Below are 19,322 nucleotides of genomic sequence, written 5' to 3'. Positions count from 1 at the left end.
TCCGTTTGCAGCCCAGGTCGAGCCCCTGACAACAGAAAAACGGGCAGGGGTGGAAGGAGGCCATTGAGCTTCCGGTAAAATTGATTGGTAGAATAGGGCCAGCCCCCGACGTGGATAGGGAAGGGGCGGGCTTAAGTGTGGGATCCGCGACTATGTTCGACAAACTGCTCTTTCCCATCGACAACTCGCGGGAAACCAGCCATGCCCTGCCGCTGGTGGCGGACATAGCGCAGCGTTACAAGAGTCAGGTATATCTGCTCTCCGTCCTAGACAGTACAGAGCTAGACCCAGAGCAGGTGGAGCAAGCCCGCCAAACTATCCACAACCTGCTCAAACACGCTGAGGCTGGCCTGCAGCAGATTGGGATCCAAAACGTCAAGAGCGAGTATCGCGAGGGAAAAGTTCCCTTCGTCATCTGCGACGTGGCCGACGAGCTGGAGATTAGCCTAATCGTGATGGGATCCCGCGGCCTCAGCCTAGCCGAAGGCCGGAAAAACGAATCCGTCAGCCACCGGGTCATCGACCTCTCCCCTTGCCCAGTGTTGGTAGTACCCTGAAGAGCAGGCCTTCTCTTTCCGGGGAGTGTGTTGAAGTTGTCTCAAAATGTTGCCTTGTGTAACAGCAAGGCCGTTTTTGTTCGTGTTGAACAGGAGTCTGCTGTACAACGAAGAGCGAGGTAGCCCGGATTACTGGTTACACCCCTGGGAATCGGTATGGAAAATCAAAGTCGTGGTTACAACAAGGCCTCGCAGAGAACCTTCGAGGTGATGCGGCATTTTGCAGAAACCTACGCCAAACGCACCGGCACTTTTTTCTGCTCCGACCCCGCAATTACGACAGCGGTGATTGAGGGTCTAGCTCTGCACAAAGAGCAACTGGGCGCCCCGCTCTGTCCTTGCCGCTTCTACGAAGACAAAGAGGCGGAGGTGAAAGCTGGCTATTGGAACTGTCCCTGCGTACCCATGCGGGAGCGAAAAGAATGCCACTGTCTGCTCTTCTTAACTCCGGACAACCCCCTTGCCGGCACCAGGCAAACGCTAGAGGAGGTACACCTGGAATACCAAGCTAGCCCGTAGGGTCTCCCCGCTAGGAGACGGAGGCAAACCAGGGTCACGAAGCTGGGTATAATTGAAGGGCAGGTGGAAATGGCTATTTGCCTGAGGAGGAAACCTTTCTATGACTCCCTCATTGGCTAGCTTCCTCTGGAGCCTGGTGTACGGCGCTGTAGTGCTGGGTCTCCTCTTTGGCGCCATCGTGATTGTTAGCTATAGAGACAGGGTGCGTCGCCGCTAAAGCCTTGGCAAAGGGCTTGACCGCGGGCAAACCTTTGAGCAGCGGCGGCAAAGGTTAGGCCTTGAGCTTTGCAAAAAATCAGCTTTCCCAAAGTCTATTGCCAGCCTCTGGATGCCCTCTTCACTACTGGCAGCAGAAGAACCGTTACTACTACGAGGATCTGGAGCGGCTGCTCCGCTTCTTTCTGCCTCCAGGTCTGCGCATTCTGGAGATTGGCTGCGGTACAGGGGCTCTGCTCAACGCTTTGCGGCCCAGTGTTGGAGTGGGGATCGACCAAGATGCCGAGGTCATTGCCCAGGCCCAGCAGCAATTTCCCCACCTCCACTTTCGCCTACAGGATCTCCAGAGGTTGGACAAGCGGGATCCGGTCTTGGCCCAGCCTTTTGACGCCATTTTGCTCGTCAATACTCTCAGCTACCTGAGGGATATTCAGCAGGTTCTTGAGCAGTTGCGCTGTTTCTGCACCCGCCGCACTCGCCTTATTCTTTCCCATCACAACCCCCTTTGGGAGCCGCTTCTGAACTTGGCAACCCTTCTAAGGCAGCGCAGGCCCCTGCCAGCAGCCAACTGGCTCTCGGCAGCTGATGTGGCCAATTTGCTCCATCTGGCGGGGTATGAGGTTATCCAGCAGGGCAAGCGGTTGTTGTTGCCGCGGCGAATTCCCCTGCTTTCAACTCTGGTGAACCGCGTGATTGCCCCCTTGCCAGGGATCAACGCCCTCTGCCTGACGGAATACACGATTGCCCGCCTCCAACCGGATCCCAACTGGGATCCCCCCCCTGAGAAACAGCCCTCTTGCACCGTGATCATTCCAGCTCGCAACGAAGCTGGCAACATTCGCCGCTGCGTGGAGCAGCTGCCCGAGATGGGATCCCGCACCGAGATCCTTTTCGTAGAGGGGCATTCCAGCGACGACACTTGGGCCGAGATTCAGCGGGTTCAGGCCGAATACCAAGGGATCCGTCCCATCCAGGCTCTCCGGCAAGAGGGCAAGGGCAAAGGGGATGCGGTGCGCCAGGGGTTTGCCGCAGCCAGGGGCGACGTGGTGATCATTCTCGACGCCGACCTAACTGTCCAGGCGGAAGACCTCCCCAAGTTCTTCCGGGCGGTGGCTTCCGGGCGCTGTGATTTTGCCAACGGTTGCCGACTCATTTATCCGCTAAAGCCGGAGGCGATGCCGCGCCTGAACCAATGGGCCAACCGCTTTTTTGCTGCTCTTCTTTCCTACATCCTTGGCATTCGCGTCAAAGATACCCTCTGCGGCACCAAGGCCCTCTGGCGGGAGGACTACTGGCAAATTGCCAAGCTGCGGCAAGAATGGGGGAATTTTGATCCCTTTGGCGATTTCGACCTGTTGCTAGGGGCGGCCAAGCGCACCCTCAAGATCCTCGACATTCCAGTGCGCTATTTCCCCAGAACCTATGGCCGCTCCAATATCCACCATCTGCGCGACGGCTTGCGGCTGCTGCAGATCTGTGGCTTTGCCCTCAAGCACTTCAAGGGATCCTAAACCCTAACTCCTGCAGGGCAGTTCCCTGCCTGGCCTCTTGGGAGTTGTTACAATAGCTAGCCATTGAAAAATCAGGCCTGAGAAAAACCGCCCTATGGGGAAATCCGTACTGAGCAGGCTCGGCCAGTGGATCTCAAGTACTCCCCTCCGCTCCCTTGATCGGGCCTATCAAGCTGCCCTTCGCATCAAAGCCATTGAAAACCGCTACTTCCAGGGAGGAGTCATCGGCAGCAACGGAAGCCACGGCCAAAACACCAGCCACTACTTTCAAATCCAACTGCGCCAGCACCTGCGGCAGATTAGCCTTAGTCTAGCAGAATTTAGAGCCAGCAGTCTCTTTTCCCGCCCGCCCGATCCTGAGCTAGATGGCAGCGGCCCTCGCGTTGCTGCAGAAGTCAACGACGCCGAGGATCTCAGTGCCAAGAGCAGCCCCTCCACAACCAAGGGCAAGGGGGCTGAGAGGGATCCTTCCATTTTGGAGAAGCTAGAGTTTATCGATCAGGTTATCTCCCGCTACAAGCGCCCTGCCCCTCCACTCAAGGTCAGCGCCACGCGGCTCCAGCCTCAAGAGCAAGACGAGTCAACTCAGGCAGAGCCTGCTGCTCAACCCATCAAGGCTGATAAGACCCCTCTTGAGGATGGCAGTGCCCCCGTTGCTTCTAAAACAGCCGTCCTGCCTCGCTCCCTTTTGCGCACAGCTAGGCAGATTCGCCGAGAGTTAAGTTCACAGGCAGAAGAAGAGTTGCTCCAGGAGTACCGCAGCCAACGCACGCGCACACTGGTGGCAGTTCGGTTTTTGTTGCTGCTGGCCATTTTGCCGCTACTTGTCCAGATTTTCTCGAAGCACTTTCTGTTTGGGCCGTTGGTGGATCGGCTGCAGCCTCAGGAGCCTACCCTTGTGGCTTTAAGCCACGAACTTCAAGAAAGAGCTGTTGCGGAATTTGAGCTTTTCAAGGAAAAAATGGAGTTTGAGCGGGCTTTACGTCACCAACCTCGAGAAGAGCTGGACTCAGAGTTGGAGGATCAACTTTCCCTGAAAGCAGAGGAGCTGCTGCAAAAATACAGCCGTAAGAACTTGGAAGGCCCAAAAAACATCCTTGCCGACTTGCTATCCCTGGCGGTATTTGGCTGGCTAGTCTTTGTCGGGCGTGAAGAAATTGAAGTTCTTAAGTCCTTTCTAGATCGCCTAATCTATGGCCTGAGCGATAGCGCCAAGGCTTTCATCATCATTCTCTTCACCGATGTGTTTGTTGGCTATCACTCTCCCCATGGCTGGGAAGTCTTGCTAAGTAGTCTAGCTGAGCACCTGGGTTTGCCCGAAAACCGCAATTTCATCTACGGCTTTATTGCCACTTTTCCAGTTTTTCTAGATACGCTCTTTAAGTACTGGATCTTCCGCTACTTAAACCGTGTATCGCCGTCAGCGGTGGCCACCTATCATGCTATGAATGACTAAAGCGGTACACTAGTCAGAAGCTTTTTTCACCGAGTCTTGTTGGGAAGAGCTCTTGCGAAACCTGTTTCTTACTGGCGCTAGCGGCTGCTTAGGGCACTACGTGTTGGAACGCCTAGCCCAGCAAAGAGATCCCGAGTTTCCGGAGCGGCCCGCTTACCACCTGTACGTCCTTGTCCGCAATCCCAGCCGCCTGCGGCTGCCCCTGGAGCGGCTGCCTGCTCCCATTACCTTGGTGCATGGCGATCTCCTGCACATTAGAGAACACGCCGCTTTGCTGCGGCAGATGCATGGGTTAATCCACATGGCAGCGGCCTGGGGGGATCCCTCGCTGGCTTGGGCGGTGAATGTTACCCACACCTTGGAGCTCTTTCAGCTGCTGGATCCCCAGCGCTGTCAGCAGGTGATCTACTTTTCCACAGCCAGCCTTTTGAACCAGGCTCTCGAGCCCTTGGCCATTGCTGGCCAGGCCGGAACCGACTACATCCGCAGCAAGTACGAGATGCTACTGCGGCGGCAGGAAAGCTGCTTCTGGCCGGATCGCCTGCTCACGCTCTATCCCACCCTGCTGTTTGGCGGTAGCCCCTACCACCCCTACTCCCACATCACTGCCGGCCTCAAGGATGTGCTCCGCTGGCTGGATCTCATCCGCTTTTTGCGGGTGGATGCCAGCTTCCACTTCATCCACGCTGCCGATGTGGCCGAGATGGTGGCTTACTGGGTGGCCCATCCGCCCGGTGGCGGCGATTGGGTGTTGGGCAATCCTCCCCTCTCCCTAGACGAGTGCGTGGAACAGGTGTGCGCCTATCTCAAAAAGCGGATCTACTTCCGCCTGCCTCTGCCCATCGGCTTCCTCCGCCGCCTGGCTTTTCTGTTTGGGGTGCGGCTTTCAGAGTGGGATGAGTATTGTCTGCGCCACCGCCACTTTGTCTATCCCGCCCTTTCGCCAGCAGCCCTGGGTTTGCCCTGCCGCTTCCCCACTGTAGCCTCCCTCCTGGAGGCCTACCTCTAGGCCGCTCTTGAGGGATCCCAGGGATCAGCGGGTGGCAGCTAGGGCCTGGAGCTCTGCGGCAATGCGCGCCCGGTTCAGTCTCTGCCCAATGAACACCAGGCGGGTTAAACGCGGCTCTTGGGGGCGCCAAGGGCGATCGTAGTAGGTTTCAAATCGCCCTCCCACCCCCTGCAGCACCAGGCGCATTGGCTTGTGGGGCACGGCTACAAAGCCCTTCACCCGGTAGAGGCATTCCTCTTGCGCCAGTTGACGCAACTGGGCAACTAGGGATCCCGGCTCATAGCCTTCCTCCAGGCTTAGGCAGAAAGACTCAAAGGCCTCGTGCTCGTGCTCCTCCCCGTGGTCGTGGTGGCTGGGGCGGCGCTCGAGTTGATCTTCCACGGCTGCGTTGAAGCCCAGGAGCACTTCTGGGGCAACCTGGCCCCGCTCGCAAGGGAGGACTTGAACCTCAGGGCGCAATTTTTGGCGCAGCCAGCTTTCCACTTGCGCTCGCTCCGCCGGCGTAATCTGATCCACCTTGGTGAGCAACACCAGATCGGCACAGCTTAACTGGTCCTCGAACAGCTCCTCAATGGGCGTCTCGTGATCTAGGCTCTCGTCTGCCTGCCGCTGGGCCTCCAGGGCCGCCAGATCCCCCACAAGCTGCCCCGCAGCCAGCGCCTGGCCGTCTACCACCGCAATCACCGCATCCACAGTGGCACCGGTGCGAATCGTTGGCCAGCGGAAAGCCTGCACCAGCGGCTTGGGCAAAGCCAACCCTGATGTCTCAATAACAATGTTGTCTAGCTCCGCCCGCCGTTGCAGCAGCGCCTCCAGGGTCGGCAAAAACTCCTCCTGCACTGTGCAGCAGAGGCAGCCGTTGGGGAGATCCAGAATGGAGATAGAAGCCTCTCCCTCGCAGAGTTGGCAGTCTCGCAGCAACTCGCCATCGATGCCCACTTCGCCAAACTCGTTGACCACAACAGCGATGCGGCGACCCCGGCTGTTGAGCAGGAGGTGACGGATCAGCGTCGTCTTGCCGGATCCCAAAAATCCCGTGATGACGGTAACTGGGACTTTGTGCATCTTCTTCGAAGATTCAGCTCTTCAGCTCTCCCAGTCTCTACCCTCGCCGCCTTCCCCGCCAATCCCGACCAGGGGGATCCCAAAAAAAGGCCCCCCACTGGGGGCCAAAGGTGCTAGTTAGAAAGACCTGCACTTTTTATCGGATTGGCTTCATCCGATAGACAGGCTCGTCCTCGCGGCTAATTCCTTTCTCAAAGCCGGCAGCAGCAGCACGGGCGCGACCGGCGTGCCACAGGTGGCCGACAAAGAACAGGAAGCCCAGGATGAAGTTGTGGGCCGCCAGCCAAGTGCGCGGGCTGGTGAAGTTCACGGTGTTGATCTCAGTAGCCACACCTCCCACCGAGTTCAGGGATCCCAACGGGGCGTGGGTCATGTACTCCACCGCCCGGCGAGCTTGCCAGGGCTGAATGTCGTTTTTCAGCTTGTCCAGATCCAAGCCGTTGGGCCCCAGCAGCGGCTCCTTCCAGGGCGCCCGCACATCCCAGAAGCGCATTGTCTCGCCCCCAAAGATGATCTCGCCCGTGGGAGAGCGCATTAGGTACTTACCCAGACCTGTGGGCCCTTGGGCTTGGCCGATGTTTGCCCCCAAGCGCTGGTCGCGCACGATAAAGGTGAGGGCTTGCGCCTGAGAGGCTTCCGGTCCCGTGGGTCCGTAGAACTCACTGGGGTAGACAGTATTGTTAAACCAGATGTAGCAGGTGGCAATGAAGCTCATGAGCGAAACCGCCGCCAAGCTGTAGGAGAGATAGGCCTCTCCCGACCAGATAAGGGCGCGGCGAGCCCAGCCAAAGGGCTTGGTGAGGATGTGCCAGATCCCACCGGCAATGCAAATGATGCCGATGTAGATGTGGCCTCCAATCACATCCTCCATGTTGTCGACGCTAATAATCCAGCCCTCGCCTCCAAAAGGAGACTTAAACAGATAGCCGAAGATTACTGCCGGGTTGAGGGTGGGGTTGGTAATGACCCGCACATCTCCACCGCCGGGAGCCCAGGTGTCATAGACACCGCCAAACCACATAGCCTTGGCCACCAACAGGAAAGCCCCCAGCCCCAGGAGGATGAGGTGAATTCCCAGGATGGTGGTCATCTTGTTCTTGTCTTTCCAGTCGTAGCCAAAGAAGGGGAAAGACTGCTCCAGGGTTTCCGGGCCGCGAATGGCGTGATAAACACCCCCAAACCCCAGCACGGCACTGGAAATGAGGTGCAGCACACCAATCACAAAGTAGGGGTAGGTGTCCACCACCTCGCCGCCAGGGCCAACTCCCCAGCCCAAGGTAGCCACATGGGGCATCAGGATTAGGCCCTGTTCGTACATGGGCCGATCGGGCGTGAAGTGAGCCACCTCGAAGAGCAGCATCGCTCCCGCCCAGAAGACCATCAGGCCAGCATGGGCTACATGGGCACCCAAAAGCCGACCGGAGAGATTGATCAAGCGGGCATTCCCAGCCCACCAGGCAAACCCGCCCTGGGTGCGATCTTGCACCACTACAGAACCAATTGTTGTTGAGGTCACAGAGACCAACCTCCAATCGTCAGGACAATTGATTGATTGGCTAAGTGGAAGCACCTGCCGTTGGGATCCCTAGCCGCTGGGATCCGCAGGAGGGGATCCCTTGGGCAGGCGCTCAATTACAGCTAACTGGGTAGATTAGAGGGCATTGCCGCGGGGGAGGACTTCCTCAGGGAACTCAAAGTGCTCATGCGGCTGGTCCTGAGGCGCCATCCAGGCCCGGATCCCCTCGTTGAGCAGGATGTTCTTCGTGTAGAACGTCTCAAACTCGGGGTCTTCCGCCGCCCGCGTCTCCTGACTGATAAACTCATACGCCCGCAGGTTCAGCGCCAACCCCACTACCCCAATGCTCGACATCCACAATCCGGTTACCGGCACAAACAACATGAAGAAGTGCAGCCACCGCTTGTTGGAGAACGCGATCCCAAAAATCTGGCTCCAGTAGCGGTTTGCCGTCACCATGGAGTAGGTCTCTTCCGCCTGCGTCGGCTCAAAAGCCCGGAACGTGCTTGCTGCCTCCCCATCCTTGTAGAGGGTATTCTCCACCGTTGCCCCGTGGATAGCACACAGCAGCGCTCCACCCAGAACGCCAGCTACTCCCATCATGTGGAAGGGGTTCAGCGTCCAGTTGTGGAACCCTTGGAAAAACAGCAAGAAGCGGAAGATGCCGGCTACCCCAAAGCTGGGAGCGAAAAACCAACTGCTCTGTCCCAGGGGGTAAATCAAAAACACGCTCACAAACACGGCAATTGGCGCGCTGAAGGCAATGGCGTTGTAGGGCCGCACCCCCACCAAACGGGCAATTTCAAACTGCCGCAGCATGAAGCCAACCAAGCCCAGGGCGCCGTGGAAGGCCACAAAGGTCCACAGGCCGCCAATTTGACACCAGCGGGTGAAGTTCCCCTGGGCTTCTGGACCCCAGAGCAGGAGCAAGCTGTGCCCCATGCTATCGGCTGGGGTGGAAACGGCCACCGTCAAAAAGTTGCACCCCTCCAGGTAGGAGCTGGCCAGGCCGTGGGTGTACCAGGAAGTTACGAAGGTAGTGCCGGTCAGCCAGCCGCCCAGGGCCAGGTAGGCGCAGGGGAACATGAGCAGCCCTGACCAACCGATGAAGACAAATCTGTCGCGCTTGAGCCAGTCGTCGACGACGTCAAACCATCCTCGCTCCTGGCGTACGCGTCCCACTGCTATGGTCATAGGACGATCTTCTCCTCAGTTAAAGATGAGAACGCTAGTGAAGCTACAAACTTTGCCTCCTAAAGGCAAGACCGCGGCCTAGGTATAAAAACTCAAACCCTGGAACTTCTCGAGAAGCCACAGGGCTCGTGGCAAGCTACCTCAGAGCCAGCGGACAAGTTTCACCGTCCTTGGCCTTGCTTAGCCCAGGCCAGTAAAGACTTGTAAATTGCTTCTCATTATAGAGGCAGGGAACCCGCTCTTAGCAAGTCTGAGGTAACCGTGAACTTTACACAGCGCAATCTTTGGCAGCTCTCTTGCGCTTGAGAGAGGCTACCTCGCTGCTGGTAAGGTTCAAGAGCAAAATCCGATATCCTAAGACAAGGACACTGCACTTCATCTAAGGCAAATCCATGGCTAGCGAGATCTTGACCATTGCGGGAATTTCTCTGGTTTTGACGTTGGCGGGCGTGGCGCTTGGGTATGGGATCCTGCGCATCACCCAAGGGGGGGCTGAGTAGAGGATAGGCAGCCAATCGGAGAAGGGAAGGGGTTAAACCAAGGCGTTGGGCAGGGATCCCAGCACCCCTCTTTGGGCAAGCCGACTATGCTGGAAAACGCGATTGTGCTCATCACCGGCGCCAGCAGCGGAATCGGCGCAGCCTGTGCCAAGCTTTTTGCCCGTTCTGGAGCCAAGCTAATCCTAGTAGCCCGCCGTCAGGAGCGGCTGCAGGCGCTGGCCACAGAATTGCAGCAGGCCTACGGCACTTCCTCCTACCTGCTGACTTTGGATGTGCGGGATAGGGCAGCCGTGCAGCAGGCGCTGCAGTCTTTGCCGCCGGCCTGGGCCGAGATCGACATTTTGATCAACAACGCCGGCCTTAGCCGCGGCTTGGACAAACTCCACAGCGGGGCTGTGCAAGATTGGGAGGAGATGATCGATACCAACATTAAGGGCTTGCTGTATGTTACCCGCGCCGTCTTGCCCGGGATGGTGGAGCGGGGCCGGGGCCACGTGGTCAACATTGGCTCGATTGCTGGTCGGCAGACCTACCCTGGCGGCGCTGTCTACTGTGCCTCCAAAGCGGCCGTGCGGGCCATCTCCGAGGGGCTGAAGCTGGATCTGCTCGGCACCCCCATTCGCGTTACCGAGATCCAGCCCGGCTTGGTGGAAACCGAGTTTAGCCAGGTGCGCTTCCGCGGCGACTGCGAGCGGGCGGCGGCGGTCTATCGGGGCCTCACCCCCTTGACAGCGATGGATGTGGCCGAGGTGGTGCTATTTGCCGTTACTCGTCCCCCCCACGTCAACCTAAGCGAAGTCTTGCTCGTGCCCACCGACCAGGCCACCACGACGATGGTGCACCGCCGCTAGGGAGGCAGGACTCCGTATCCGTTCACTCCCCCATCCCTGGGCGACAATGGCGGCAAAGGGGGTGGGCTCATGGGAGTGGAAGGCGGGATCCTCATTGGGTTAAGCATTGGCCTTGTCGGCATGCTGATCTTGTGCTGGCAGAGTCGACGCCGCTTCAGCCGCCAACTGCAAGAGTTGGGATCCCTGATGCACCTGGCCCTGCCGCTGCAGCCGCCTGAACAGATGCTCAGCCGGCTTAGCCGCCACCTTCGCCAACAAGAACTGGAGCAGGCTAGCCAAAGACAGTATCTCCTGGACTGGCAGTATCTCAGCCAGCGTCTGCCCTGGGGATATTTGCGGGTGGACGAGAACAACGTGGTGCTAGAGTGCAATCCTGCCGCCCAGCGCCTGCTGCGCATTAGCCACTGGCAGCCGGGCATCAAGCTTTTGCTGGAGTGGGTGCGCTCCTACGAGTTGGATCAGCTCATCGAAGCCACCCGCTGCCAGGAAGCTGGCGCTTCCGTCCAGAGCCGCGAATGGGTCTTCTACCCTCCCGGTGGCGAGGACAAACCGGTTCCGCTGCGGGCTTGGGGGCTGCCCCTGCCCCAGGCCCATGTGGCCATCTTTTTGGAAGACCGCCTAGAGGCCACGCTGCTGGCGCAACAACGGGATCGCTGGGCCTCGGACGTGGCCCACGAGCTGAAGACTCCCCTCACCTCGATTCGTCTCCTGGCGGAAACTCTGCAAAGCCGAGTCGATGCCGCGCAAGCGGTTTGGGTGGAACGACTGCTAAATGAGACGCTGCGCCTCAGCCAGCTGGTGCAAGACTTGCTGGAACTGAGCGCTCTCAACTTGGGGGCCGGATCCCGCTCCCAATGGCGCTGGGTAGATCTAGCCGCCTTGGTGCGAGAAGCCTGGCAGAGTCTAGAACCGCTAGCCAAGCCCCGCCACCAGGAACTGCACCTAAGCAGCTCCTCCCCCCTCTATCTCTGGGGAGATGAGCAACGCCTCTATCGCCTCATCCTCAACCTCTTGGATAATGCCGTCAAATATGGCGGGCCTGGTTCTCCTATCCACGTGAGCCTCTCCGAGGAGGGATCCCAAGTGCGGCTGGAGGTGTACGACCACGGCCCCGGCCTGCCGGAGGATCAATTTGAGCTGGTCTTTCAACCCTTCTACCGCACCGACGCGGCGCGGGCCCGCAGCAAAGGCGGCACTGGCCTTGGCTTGGCCATTGTGCGTCAGATTGTGGAACTCCATGGGGGTACGATCCGCTTGCGCAATCATCCGCAAACCGGTGGGCTGTGGGTTCTGGTGGAATTGCCCCGCCAGCACCCCGATGCCTTGTAAAGCCTGTAAAGCAAAAGACGGCTGGCCCCTTTCCCTTTCGTCGACAGGGTCCAAAAAGCTCAACTCACGGATTATCCATTGGGGAGGCGATCCCCTAGAATGACTCTAGGTAATCCTTACAGTTCGTACCTCAGGCGTTGGGCATGGGCGCAGACTACCATTGCGCGGATCTGCTGTCTGAACGGGAACTGCAGGTCCTGGAGTTGGTCGCGGCTGGCATGACCAATCAGGACATTGCAAAGCGCTTGGAAATCAGCAAGCGCACGGTCGATAACCACATCAGCAACATTTTGAGCAAGACGCGAACATCAAACCGGGTTGCTTTGGTGCGGTGGGCGCTGCAGTGGGGAAAGGTGTGCCTGGATCAGGTCAACTGCTGCGTCTTGAACAACGACAAAATTGCCTAATCCTCCTCGGCGAGCACCACAGGGACAGGGAACAAGGGTAGGGCAGCGCATGCCCTGCTGAGGTGTTCTCAAAGGGTACCTTAGCTCAGGCGGGGGAAAAAGCCAGCGGCACGGGATCCGGTTGCAGCAGCCGTTGACACAGTTGGGCAATCTGGGCTGGGCTAGCCTCGTCCAGCCAGCGGTGGAAGGCCTGGGATTCGCGGATCCGGCTGAGCAGCCCAGTGGAGATCTGTTCCGGTCCCTCCAGGGCTTCTAGCCACTGCTGGGGCAGGCCAGTAGCTGCTGCCAGGGTAGCAGGATCCCAGGGTTTTGCCTGCCCTAGTTCTCGCAGTTGGGCAAGTTGCTGAGGGAGGCGATCCCAGGAGTGGGCAGAAGCAGCCAGGATCAGGGTTTGCGGCTGCACCTGCTGCAGTAGTTGGGCCAAATCTGCCGGCAACCAGGGCCAGCAGGCCAGTACAAGAGTTGTTTTAGCTGAGGGGGGCAACGGCTGCCTAAGAGGAAGAGGTTGCCCAGTGTAGTAGAGGGCTTTCTCCAAAGAATCCGGCAGGGGGCGTTGCCGGTAGTCTTGGATTTGGAGGCGAGGGGCGGAAACAGCAGGGGCCTGCCAGTTGCCAGAGGGACGCACCGCCAGCACTGTGCCTCGCCAGGACTCTTTGCTGTCGGCTTCCAACCGCAGGGCAATGTCCACAGCTGGGCAGTTTTGCCACTGTTCCAGCTCTTCGCCAGCTCCCCAAAACCAGAGGGTACGGGATCCCGCCCTGCCTTTGAGCTCAAACCTGAGATGGCGGCCATCCCCAGAGGCTCTTAGAGTGGATTTAGTGGGGCGGAAGTTCATCAGGGCTACGATGGGGTTGGGGTTGCCGTGCCCAAAGGGCTGTAGAAGCTGCAACTGCCGATACACCTCGTCTAGCTCCGCCACCCCATCCCGGCCCTGAGAGGCCAGCAGAGTCCAGTCGAGGAGAATCTCCACCGCCAGGGCGCGAGCTTGCTGATCCGGGCTAACCCGCGCCGCTAGCTCCCGCCGCAATGTCAGCTGCACAGCGGCCAGGCAAGCCAGATCGAGTTGGATCCCCGCGGCCATGGGGTGTCCCCCTCCTCGTCGCAGGAGAGGACGCACTGCCTCAAGGGCCTCTAGCAGGTTTACCCCTGGAATCGAGCGGCCTGATCCATAGCCCAGCCCTGTGCTCTCGTCTGTGGCAATCAACACCGTTGGGCAACGGTATTCCTCCGCCAAGCGGGCCGCCGCAACTCCCAAAACCCCTGGGTTCCAGCCACTGCTGGCCAAGACGATGGCTCGCTCTCGTGCCAGATCGAGGCTCTCCACCTGCTGCCTGGCTTCCTGTAGCACCTGTTGGGTGAGCTGCCGACACTCTTCGCTGAGGGCGACAAAATGCTTCACCAGCGTCTGAGCCCGCTGCGGATCCGAGGTGGTCAGCAGCTCCACTGCTAGCCTAGCGTCTTCCAAGCGGCCAATGGCGTTCAGCCTGGGAGCAAGGCGAAAGGCAATGTCCTGAGCTGTTAGCGCTCCTGGGGATGAGCCGTTGCTCACCCAATCCAAAAGAGCCCGCAGCCCTGGACGCTGCGTCTTGGCCAGCACGGGCAACCCCCGCTGTACCAGGTAGCGACACTCCCGCTGTAACACGGCAACATCGGCCACGATCCCCACCGCCACTAGATCCAGGTATTCCTCGACGCCAGGAATTCCCAGCGCTTGATAGAGGGCCTCCGCCAGCTTGTAGGCCACCCCCACTCCCGGAAGAAAGCGCAGGGGGTGCTCCTCGGGCAGGCGCAAAGGGTTGACTACCGCATAGGCAGGGGGCAAGGGATCTGGCAGGGCGTGGTGATCCATCACGATCACGTCCACCCCTCGGGCTTGGGCCAGGGCAATCTCGGCAGCATTGCCGATGCCGCAGTCCACCGTTAGAAGTACTTGGCAACCCTGAGCCAGCACCTGCTGGAGCCGCTGGGCATTGAGCCCATGTCCCTCGCGGCTGCGCAGCGGTAGGGTGAACTGGACTTGGAAGCCCAAGGGTTGTAACGCCGAGAGCAAAAGACTGGTGCTGGTGACGCCATCGCAGTCAAAGTCCCCCCAAATGCAGAGGGCTTCTCCTTTTTCCCTGGCCTCCAGTAGCCGCCGCACTGCCCGCTCCAGATCCGGCAGGGATTCCGGCGGGGTGGGGGAATAGAAGCTGGGATCCACGAAAGCCCGCACCTGTTCCCGGCTGTGCAGCCCGCGCAAGGCTAGCACCTTGGCCGCGTACTTGCCGTATTCCCGGCTCAGCTCTGGGTCAAACTGAGGCGGAGTGGGCAGCAGATCCCAGCGGTACTCCATGCAAGCTGGCTAGGGATAGAGCTCCTTAGGAGCGTATCAAAAAGGGTCTAGGTTCGGATCCCTGTCGAGTGGCTATTGACAGCAGTGGGCGGCTATGCAGCAAGGGGAGGGGTGGTCATGGTCGTGAGTAGCACAAGCTTGGCTGCAGTAGAGCTGGCCTTCGTAGCGATAGCCTTGGCTGCTCTCGAAGCTGCAGTTGCAGTGCTCACAGGCGCAGCGAACAAGGGTGCTAGACATGGGTTTTTCTCCTTCTTTTCGAAGATCCGCGTCTCTATACCCTAGCGGTTGTTGGACAACGAGGCTGAAACGAGAATCAAACTCACGCCTGGCTGTCCAAGTGGCGGCAACCTGCCCATTGCCACCTTCCCTCTCCTGCTGAAGGAGGTTAAGGAAAGTCAATAGCTCCTGGGCAAGTTATTAACTATGATGCGGGCGTGAGGTGTGAATAAGTACCTAGGCAATGGCCACGGAACGGATTCGTTTTGCGCAGGTCTCAGACATTCATCTGATGCCGGAGACGGCATGCCGCTGGTGGTGGATGTCCGATTCCCCTCGCCGCCAGTTGGAAGCAGCCGTTGCCCATCTCAACCAGGTGCCGGATCTGGACTTTGTCGTGTTTACCGGCGACTTGGTGGATCAGGCGGATCCAGAAAGCTTTGAGCTATTCCGGGAGATTCTTGCCCAGCTGCGGATGCCCTACTACCTCAGTCTTGGCAACCACGATGTCGACACCCTGCAAAGAAAGGGGCGCTTCGACCGAGAACAATTTATCCGCTGGTGCCAAAGCCAATTTCCTCTCTTCCCGGCTCCCACGGGCTATGTCGATTACAGCCTTTCTCCTCTGCCCGGGATCCGCCTCATTGCCCTTGACGCCAGCCTGGGACCTTTTCCCCTGCCCCAGGGGGTGCTGCGCCCCTCGCAACTGCATTGGCTGGGCGAACATCTGCAAGCAGTTTCAGAAGAATGGCTAATCTTGTTAATCCACCAGCCGCCTTTTATCTCCCCCACCCAAATGGACGCGGTTGTGTTCCGCAACTACCAGCTCCAGAAGCAGGCAGCTGCCGCCCTCCATGCTCTCTTGGCTGACCATGGACGGGTGGTGGCGGTGTTGAGTGGACATCTGCATGTGCCGAAAGTCCATGTACGAGATGGGATCCCCTACCTGACAGCCCCTCCCCTGGTGGGGCCAGTCTCGGCACTGCGGCTGTTCGAGGTGGATTTGAACCCCCGGCGAGGGATCCTGCGCTACCACTGGGTTCACCTACCGGAGCCAGGACCCAGACCGCTCTGGCATGGTTTCCTGATGGGGAGACGTCGGGATCGCTGGGGAGAGATCCCCCTGCGCGCCAGAGGAGCTCGATCTACCCTGCTACCTGTTGCAGCTCGATAAAAGTCCTAAAGCTCGACCGAATGAGTGTAGATTAAGAAGGCAAAGCAGCTGGACTCGGCGTCTCTCCCTATGAGTGCAACCCTTTCTTCCTCTACCCACTGGGAACAGGCAGCCCAGGAGGTGCAAAAGCGGTATCAGCCCCAGGTAGCTGCCCTGAGCGAACGCTTTGAGCCCCTTTCCGCAAGCGACTTGCTGGCCTGGGCTGTATCTGAGTTCGGGGATGGGCTGGTACTTGCCTGCAGCTTTGGCCCAGAAGACCTGGTGTTGATTGATTTGCTCACTGCTATTCGCCCGCAGGTGCGCGCCTTTTTCCTGGATACCGATTTTCACTTCCCCGAAACCCTACAACTGCAACAACAGGTGCTGGCTCGCTATCCCCATTTGCAACTGGAGGTCTTTAAGCCTCTGCTGACACCGGAAGAGCAGGCGGCGCAATACGGGCCAGAACTGTACCGCACCAACCCCGACCTTTGCTGCCACCTCCGCAAGGTGGAGCCCCTGCACCGCGCTCTGGCCAATTGCACCACCTGGATTACGGGAATGCGTCGGGAACAGGCTCCTACCCGCGCCAACATTGGCAAGGTGCAGTGGGATAGCAAGCGCAACCGCCTCAAGCTCAACCCCCTCGCCGACTGGACAAGCGGCCAGGTGTGGAAGTACATCCTCGAGCACGGGATCCCCTACAACCCTCTCCACGACCGCAACTACCCCAGCATTGGCTGTATGCCCTGTACAGCCCCAGTGGAGCCAGGCGCGGATCCCCGCTCTGGTCGGTGGAAGGGTATGGCCAAAACCGAGTGTGGCCTGCACACGTAGCCTATGAACACTGCTCCTGTTCTGGAGGTGGCTCAGCTTGAGGTCACTCCAGACTTGGAAGCTGCTTTTGAAGCCGCCATCGGCCAAGCTTTTGTCTATTTGCAACAAACCGACTGGTAGCACCAACTGTAGCGCTGTCTGGAGCACCCCCAGCAATATCTACTATCCCTGGAGGCTCATCTGGTTACCTTCCGGCAATCGGAAAACTTTATTCGGTGGCGTGGGCTTATTGAGCCCTACTTTGCTCGGCCACCCCAGGTGTTGCAATACTAGCTAGTTCCCGGATCCCTTGGGGTCGGCAGATAGCGGAGTCTCTCTCTGGCGGTGCCATGGCTTCTGCTAGCCTGGTCTATGCTTTGGGCTCAGCAGGGATGCCACCGAAAAACGTGGCGTGGCCTCAAAGCCGCTGTTCTTCGGCAAAAACCCTTGGCTGCCGAGATTTGCCCCCTGCGCTTTGTCGACGCCCAAGTTACCCTCCCGAGATCCCCAGAGCGGCTAGTCTAGACGACGAGAGGGGACACTCTAGCGGAGCAGATCAATGGATACTACTGAGGCTTTCCAAGTGCTCAATCTACCGCCAGATGCCAGCGAACAGGAAATCCGGAGGAAATGGTTTCGGGAATACCAAGCTCTCAGCGCCGCTCTTCTTGAGCTGGACGACGAGCGACAAAGACCCTTGCTGGAGGCTCGGCTGGCGCGGCTCAACGAGGCGCGGGATGTGTTGTTGGGCAACGGATCCCAGGCGGAGACGGAACCGTTTGGGGTGAGCTCGGAAGAGCTGCCCCCCCAAGTGATCGTGCTGCTGTACCAAGCCAACGGTCAAGAAGGGATCTGCACCCGCCAAATTGGGGGCCAGGACATTGTCATTGCCTTTGAGAGCCTCTTTGGGGCGAAAAAGTATGCCCAGAGGCTGGCTCAGCAGGGGCTGCCCAAGCCCGTAGCCGAGCGCTTCGACACGCAGGAGATCGTCGATTTTTGTCGCGAGGGGGGCTATGGGTTGATGGTGGTTCCCGCCAGCGAGGTGCTAGAGCCGCTGCCAGAGAGTACGGAAGCGGCGCGCAATTGGCAAGGCAAATCCTGAGGAGCTGGTCACCCCGGTCAGGAGGGTCTTCTAATGATCACTGCCGAGCTAATCTCTGCAGAGGAGTTTCGCCAGATCATGGAGGCGGATCTGGAGGCCTGCTGTGAGGCTTTTGGCCTGAGGGCAGAGTACCTGCGTCTTGAACAGCAACAACTGCGGCTTTGGGTCATGCTGGCCCTCTGCCTGCTGGTGATTGCTTTGGTGATCCTCCTGGGAGTTCGGGATCCCGGTTATTGGCTGCTCTATGCAGTGGCCGTCCTGTTGCTGGGAGTGGTCTTCCTGGGGTTGCTCTGGGCTCTCCTGAAGTTGCGGCAAAACCTGCGTCGCATTCGTCAGCGCTGGCAAGAGGCCCATCTCCTGAATAGCCCTGCCGAGATCATGGAGTTCGCCAGCGATCTCGCCTGCAGGGTTAAAGAATACAACCGCTGGGTGCAAGAGCTGCAACAATCGCTGGAGGGGGGCCACTATTGGCAAGATTTTCGCCAACTCAGTGAGGCCGAACAGAAGTATATCCAGTCGCTCTTTTTGCAGGTGCGGGCTCAACTGGTGATGGCTCTGCAGGTGTGCAGAGCTTTAATCGAGAATCCGCAAACCTCCGTAGCTCAGTACCTCAACCAAATGGTTGCCCGAGATCAGCAACTGGTGGAGCAGTTTGTCGCCAAAAACTTGACGGCTAACCGCTACGTAACCATGGCCCGCCACCTCTCGGCGCTGGAAGCAGGTCTGCAAGCTCGGATCGGCGCTCTGGCATCTTGCTAGCTTATGCTCAAGCCCTTGCTAAACGGAAACACGGCACGGCTGGCTCTCCTCCTGCTGGCTGGTGGGCTAGGCTTGTTGGGGTGCGGGGATCCGAATGTACCCCTGACGCAGCCGCCTCCCAACGCTTTTCGCGTCAGCACCCCCCGCCCGCCGCGCTTAGATCTTTACCCCACCCCACCACCAATGCCTACCCCTACGTCAACGCCGCTCCCTGGCCTTTTGGAGATCACGGCTCGCTGGCTGGGACTCTCGTGGCCGCCACAACGGCGCGAGATCAGCCCGGTGCGGTTAAGCGCGCGTTTCCTGGATATCTCGTTGCCGCCCAAGCCTCGCCCCTCACCCCAACCCTCCCCTACCCCCACAGGGGAAGAGGAGAAGCGGCAAAGCCACAAGACCTAGGTTTTGCTCTGCGGCTTGGAGACCTACGCAACCACTGTCACCGGCTCCGTTTCTCGTACGCGCAGCTTTTCGCAGGGGATGGTATCCGTCAAGATGGAGCTGGCCATCATGCCCGTGTGGATCTCCAGCTTGGCTCCTGGTAGCGCCTCAAACAGCAACCGCTGCCCAGGAAATACCACCCGCTCAAAGTACCAGTTTTCGATATTTGTGATGCGAACCACTTGAATGGAGCTGGTTGCATTGATGTAGCTACAGGTTATTCGCTCTGCTTGTTTTTTTGCCGGGATCGCATCGAGGGTTTGCATAATTAGCTCACTAGCCTGCCTTGCTCAGCCTGTCATCCAGGCTAGCACCGTTTGGGGATCGCTGCAGTAGTCTGCGATACGGCGATCCCGATTGACAAAAATAAGTCCTA

At 58.9% G+C, this 19,322-nt stretch carries 21 protein-coding genes; 15 read left to right on the top strand and 6 right to left on the bottom strand.

The genetic code is table 11. From position 1 onward, the window contains the following. Window positions 1-152 precede the first annotated feature (152 nt). The 6 genes from NW814_RS06190 to NW814_RS06165 all read left to right on the top strand — a co-directional run bounded on the left by NW814_RS06190 (window position 153) and on the right by NW814_RS06165 (window position 5,268). Window positions 153-557, top strand: coding sequence for a universal stress protein (locus tag NW814_RS06190; RefSeq protein ID WP_414405605.1), 405 nt, complete (start codon window positions 153-155; stop codon window positions 555-557). Window positions 558-713: 156 nt separating this feature from the next. Further along, the gene (locus tag NW814_RS06185; RefSeq protein ID WP_414394761.1) at window positions 714-1,076 is read left to right on the top strand and encodes a ferredoxin-thioredoxin reductase catalytic domain-containing protein; all 363 of its coding nucleotides are present in this window, start codon (window positions 714-716) and stop codon (window positions 1,074-1,076) included. Between the two features lie 100 nt (window positions 1,077-1,176). Continuing rightward, complete coding sequence (locus NW814_RS06180; protein ID WP_414361544.1) at window positions 1,177-1,293, top strand: photosystem II reaction center X protein; 117 nt, start codon at window positions 1,177-1,179, stop codon at window positions 1,291-1,293. A 61-nt stretch (window positions 1,294-1,354) separates the two neighbouring features. Then, window positions 1,355-2,803: a glycosyltransferase gene (locus tag NW814_RS06175; RefSeq protein ID WP_414394762.1), complete on the top strand. Its 1,449-nt coding sequence runs from the start codon at window positions 1,355-1,357 to the stop codon at window positions 2,801-2,803. A gap of 94 nt (window positions 2,804-2,897) precedes the next feature. Next, a complete protein-coding gene (gene pxcA / locus NW814_RS06170; protein ID WP_414405604.1) occupies window positions 2,898-4,259 on the top strand; it encodes a proton extrusion protein PcxA in 1,362 nt (453 codons plus the stop codon). Window positions 4,260-4,311: 52 nt separating this feature from the next. Then, the gene (locus NW814_RS06165; protein WP_414394766.1) at window positions 4,312-5,268 is read left to right on the top strand and encodes an NAD-dependent epimerase/dehydratase family protein; all 957 of its coding nucleotides are present in this window, start codon (window positions 4,312-4,314) and stop codon (window positions 5,266-5,268) included. 24 nt (window positions 5,269-5,292) lie between these two features. Here the strand turns inward: NW814_RS06165 and cobW are convergent, their stop codons facing one another. The 3 genes from cobW to psbD form a co-directional block, all read right to left on the bottom strand. Further along, window positions 5,293-6,333 (bottom strand): cobalamin biosynthesis protein CobW, encoded by a 1,041-nt coding sequence (gene cobW / locus NW814_RS06160; RefSeq protein ID WP_414405603.1) that lies wholly within the window; start codon window positions 6,331-6,333, stop codon window positions 5,293-5,295. Between the two features lie 136 nt (window positions 6,334-6,469). After that, window positions 6,470-7,849, bottom strand: coding sequence for a photosystem II reaction center protein CP43 (gene psbC / locus NW814_RS06155; RefSeq protein ID WP_414394769.1), 1,380 nt, complete (start codon window positions 7,847-7,849; stop codon window positions 6,470-6,472). Window positions 7,850-7,984: 135 nt separating this feature from the next. Then, complete coding sequence (gene psbD / locus NW814_RS06150) at window positions 7,985-9,043, bottom strand: photosystem II D2 protein (photosystem q(a) protein) (protein ID WP_414405602.1); 1,059 nt, start codon at window positions 9,041-9,043, stop codon at window positions 7,985-7,987. 392 nt (window positions 9,044-9,435) lie between these two features. Here psbD and NW814_RS06145 point away from each other — a divergent pair, with 392 nt between their 5' ends. From NW814_RS06145 to NW814_RS06130, 4 genes are all read left to right on the top strand, one after another. Next, window positions 9,436-9,543, top strand: a complete 108-nt coding sequence (locus NW814_RS06145; RefSeq protein ID WP_414394772.1) for a PetM family cytochrome b6-f complex subunit 7 — start codon at window positions 9,436-9,438, stop codon at window positions 9,541-9,543. Between the two features lie 86 nt (window positions 9,544-9,629). Continuing rightward, window positions 9,630-10,394 (top strand): SDR family oxidoreductase, encoded by a 765-nt coding sequence (locus tag NW814_RS06140; protein ID WP_414405601.1) that lies wholly within the window; start codon window positions 9,630-9,632, stop codon window positions 10,392-10,394. A 69-nt stretch (window positions 10,395-10,463) separates the two neighbouring features. Continuing rightward, on the top strand, window positions 10,464-11,723 hold the full coding sequence (locus NW814_RS06135; protein ID WP_414405600.1) for a sensor histidine kinase: 1,260 nt from the start codon (window positions 10,464-10,466) through the stop codon (window positions 11,721-11,723). 143 nt (window positions 11,724-11,866) lie between these two features. After that, window positions 11,867-12,130 (top strand): helix-turn-helix domain-containing protein, encoded by a 264-nt coding sequence (locus NW814_RS06130; RefSeq protein ID WP_414394776.1) that lies wholly within the window; start codon window positions 11,867-11,869, stop codon window positions 12,128-12,130. 85 nt (window positions 12,131-12,215) lie between these two features. Here NW814_RS06130 and recJ read toward each other — a convergent pair whose 3' ends face one another. Further along, the gene (recJ, locus tag NW814_RS06125) at window positions 12,216-14,462 is read right to left on the bottom strand and encodes a single-stranded-DNA-specific exonuclease RecJ (RefSeq protein ID WP_414405599.1); all 2,247 of its coding nucleotides are present in this window, start codon (window positions 14,460-14,462) and stop codon (window positions 12,216-12,218) included. Between the two features lie 72 nt (window positions 14,463-14,534). Continuing rightward, window positions 14,535-14,699, bottom strand: a complete 165-nt coding sequence (locus NW814_RS06120) for a conjugal transfer protein TrbI (RefSeq protein ID WP_414394779.1) — start codon at window positions 14,697-14,699, stop codon at window positions 14,535-14,537. Window positions 14,700-14,922: 223 nt separating this feature from the next. Here NW814_RS06120 and NW814_RS06115 point away from each other — a divergent pair, with 223 nt between their 5' ends. The 5 genes from NW814_RS06115 (at window position 14,923) to NW814_RS06095 (ending at window position 18,907) form a co-directional block, all read left to right on the top strand. Continuing rightward, entirely contained in the window at window positions 14,923-15,852 is a 930-nt protein-coding gene (locus tag NW814_RS06115) for a metallophosphoesterase family protein (RefSeq protein WP_414394781.1), read from the top strand. 69 nt (window positions 15,853-15,921) lie between these two features. Continuing rightward, on the top strand, window positions 15,922-16,668 hold the full coding sequence (locus tag NW814_RS06110) for a phosphoadenylyl-sulfate reductase (protein WP_414405598.1): 747 nt from the start codon (window positions 15,922-15,924) through the stop codon (window positions 16,666-16,668). 538 nt (window positions 16,669-17,206) lie between these two features. Beyond that, the gene (locus NW814_RS06105) at window positions 17,207-17,749 is read left to right on the top strand and encodes a DUF3110 domain-containing protein (RefSeq protein WP_414405597.1); all 543 of its coding nucleotides are present in this window, start codon (window positions 17,207-17,209) and stop codon (window positions 17,747-17,749) included. Window positions 17,750-17,782: 33 nt separating this feature from the next. Continuing rightward, on the top strand, window positions 17,783-18,508 hold the full coding sequence (locus NW814_RS06100; RefSeq protein WP_414405596.1) for a hypothetical protein: 726 nt from the start codon (window positions 17,783-17,785) through the stop codon (window positions 18,506-18,508). A gap of 3 nt (window positions 18,509-18,511) precedes the next feature. Next, window positions 18,512-18,907, top strand: a complete 396-nt coding sequence (locus tag NW814_RS06095) for a hypothetical protein (RefSeq protein WP_414405595.1) — start codon at window positions 18,512-18,514, stop codon at window positions 18,905-18,907. Between the two features lie 23 nt (window positions 18,908-18,930). Here NW814_RS06095 and NW814_RS06090 read toward each other — a convergent pair whose 3' ends face one another. Next, window positions 18,931-19,212 carry a DUF1830 domain-containing protein gene (locus tag NW814_RS06090; RefSeq protein ID WP_414394791.1) on the bottom strand — a complete coding sequence of 94 codons (282 nt, stop codon included), beginning with the start codon at window positions 19,210-19,212 and terminating at the stop codon, window positions 18,931-18,933. Between the last annotated feature and the right edge of the window lie 110 nt (window positions 19,213-19,322).

The organism is Synechococcus sp. R65.1 (assembly GCF_047461755.1).
Classification (GTDB): domain Bacteria; phylum Cyanobacteriota; class Cyanobacteriia; order Thermostichales; family Thermostichaceae; genus Thermostichus.
This window is presented reverse-complemented; position numbering and strand designations above follow the sequence as displayed.

Excerpts from the sequence above, each read along its gene's own strand:
- NW814_RS06105 (WP_414405597.1), top strand. The coding sequence starts at position 17,207 with ATGGATACTACTGAGGCTTTCCAAGTGCTCAATCTACCGCCAGATGCC.
- pxcA (WP_414405604.1), top strand. The coding sequence starts at position 2,898 with ATGGGGAAATCCGTACTGAGCAGGCTCGGCCAGTGGATCTCAAGTACT.
- psbD (WP_414405602.1), bottom strand. The coding sequence starts at position 9,043 with ATGACCATAGCAGTGGGACGCGTACGCCAGGAGCGAGGATGGTTTGAC.
- NW814_RS06100 (WP_414405596.1), top strand. The coding sequence starts at position 17,783 with ATGATCACTGCCGAGCTAATCTCTGCAGAGGAGTTTCGCCAGATCATG.
- NW814_RS06190 (WP_414405605.1), top strand. The coding sequence starts at position 153 with ATGTTCGACAAACTGCTCTTTCCCATCGACAACTCGCGGGAAACCAGC.
- NW814_RS06095 (WP_414405595.1), top strand. The coding sequence starts at position 18,512 with ATGCTCAAGCCCTTGCTAAACGGAAACACGGCACGGCTGGCTCTCCTC.
- NW814_RS06130 (WP_414394776.1), top strand. The coding sequence starts at position 11,867 with ATGGGCGCAGACTACCATTGCGCGGATCTGCTGTCTGAACGGGAACTG.
- NW814_RS06185 (WP_414394761.1), top strand. The coding sequence starts at position 714 with ATGGAAAATCAAAGTCGTGGTTACAACAAGGCCTCGCAGAGAACCTTC.
- NW814_RS06115 (WP_414394781.1), top strand. The coding sequence starts at position 14,923 with ATGGCCACGGAACGGATTCGTTTTGCGCAGGTCTCAGACATTCATCTG.
- NW814_RS06110 (WP_414405598.1), top strand. The coding sequence starts at position 15,922 with ATGAGTGCAACCCTTTCTTCCTCTACCCACTGGGAACAGGCAGCCCAG.
- NW814_RS06180 (WP_414361544.1), top strand. The coding sequence starts at position 1,177 with ATGACTCCCTCATTGGCTAGCTTCCTCTGGAGCCTGGTGTACGGCGCT.
- NW814_RS06145 (WP_414394772.1), top strand. The coding sequence starts at position 9,436 with ATGGCTAGCGAGATCTTGACCATTGCGGGAATTTCTCTGGTTTTGACG.
- NW814_RS06140 (WP_414405601.1), top strand. The coding sequence starts at position 9,630 with ATGCTGGAAAACGCGATTGTGCTCATCACCGGCGCCAGCAGCGGAATC.
- NW814_RS06090 (WP_414394791.1), bottom strand. The coding sequence starts at position 19,212 with ATGCAAACCCTCGATGCGATCCCGGCAAAAAAACAAGCAGAGCGAATA.
- NW814_RS06120 (WP_414394779.1), bottom strand. The coding sequence starts at position 14,699 with ATGTCTAGCACCCTTGTTCGCTGCGCCTGTGAGCACTGCAACTGCAGC.
- NW814_RS06135 (WP_414405600.1), top strand. The coding sequence starts at position 10,464 with ATGGGAGTGGAAGGCGGGATCCTCATTGGGTTAAGCATTGGCCTTGTC.
- recJ (WP_414405599.1), bottom strand. The coding sequence starts at position 14,462 with ATGGAGTACCGCTGGGATCTGCTGCCCACTCCGCCTCAGTTTGACCCA.
- cobW (WP_414405603.1), bottom strand. The coding sequence starts at position 6,333 with ATGCACAAAGTCCCAGTTACCGTCATCACGGGATTTTTGGGATCCGGC.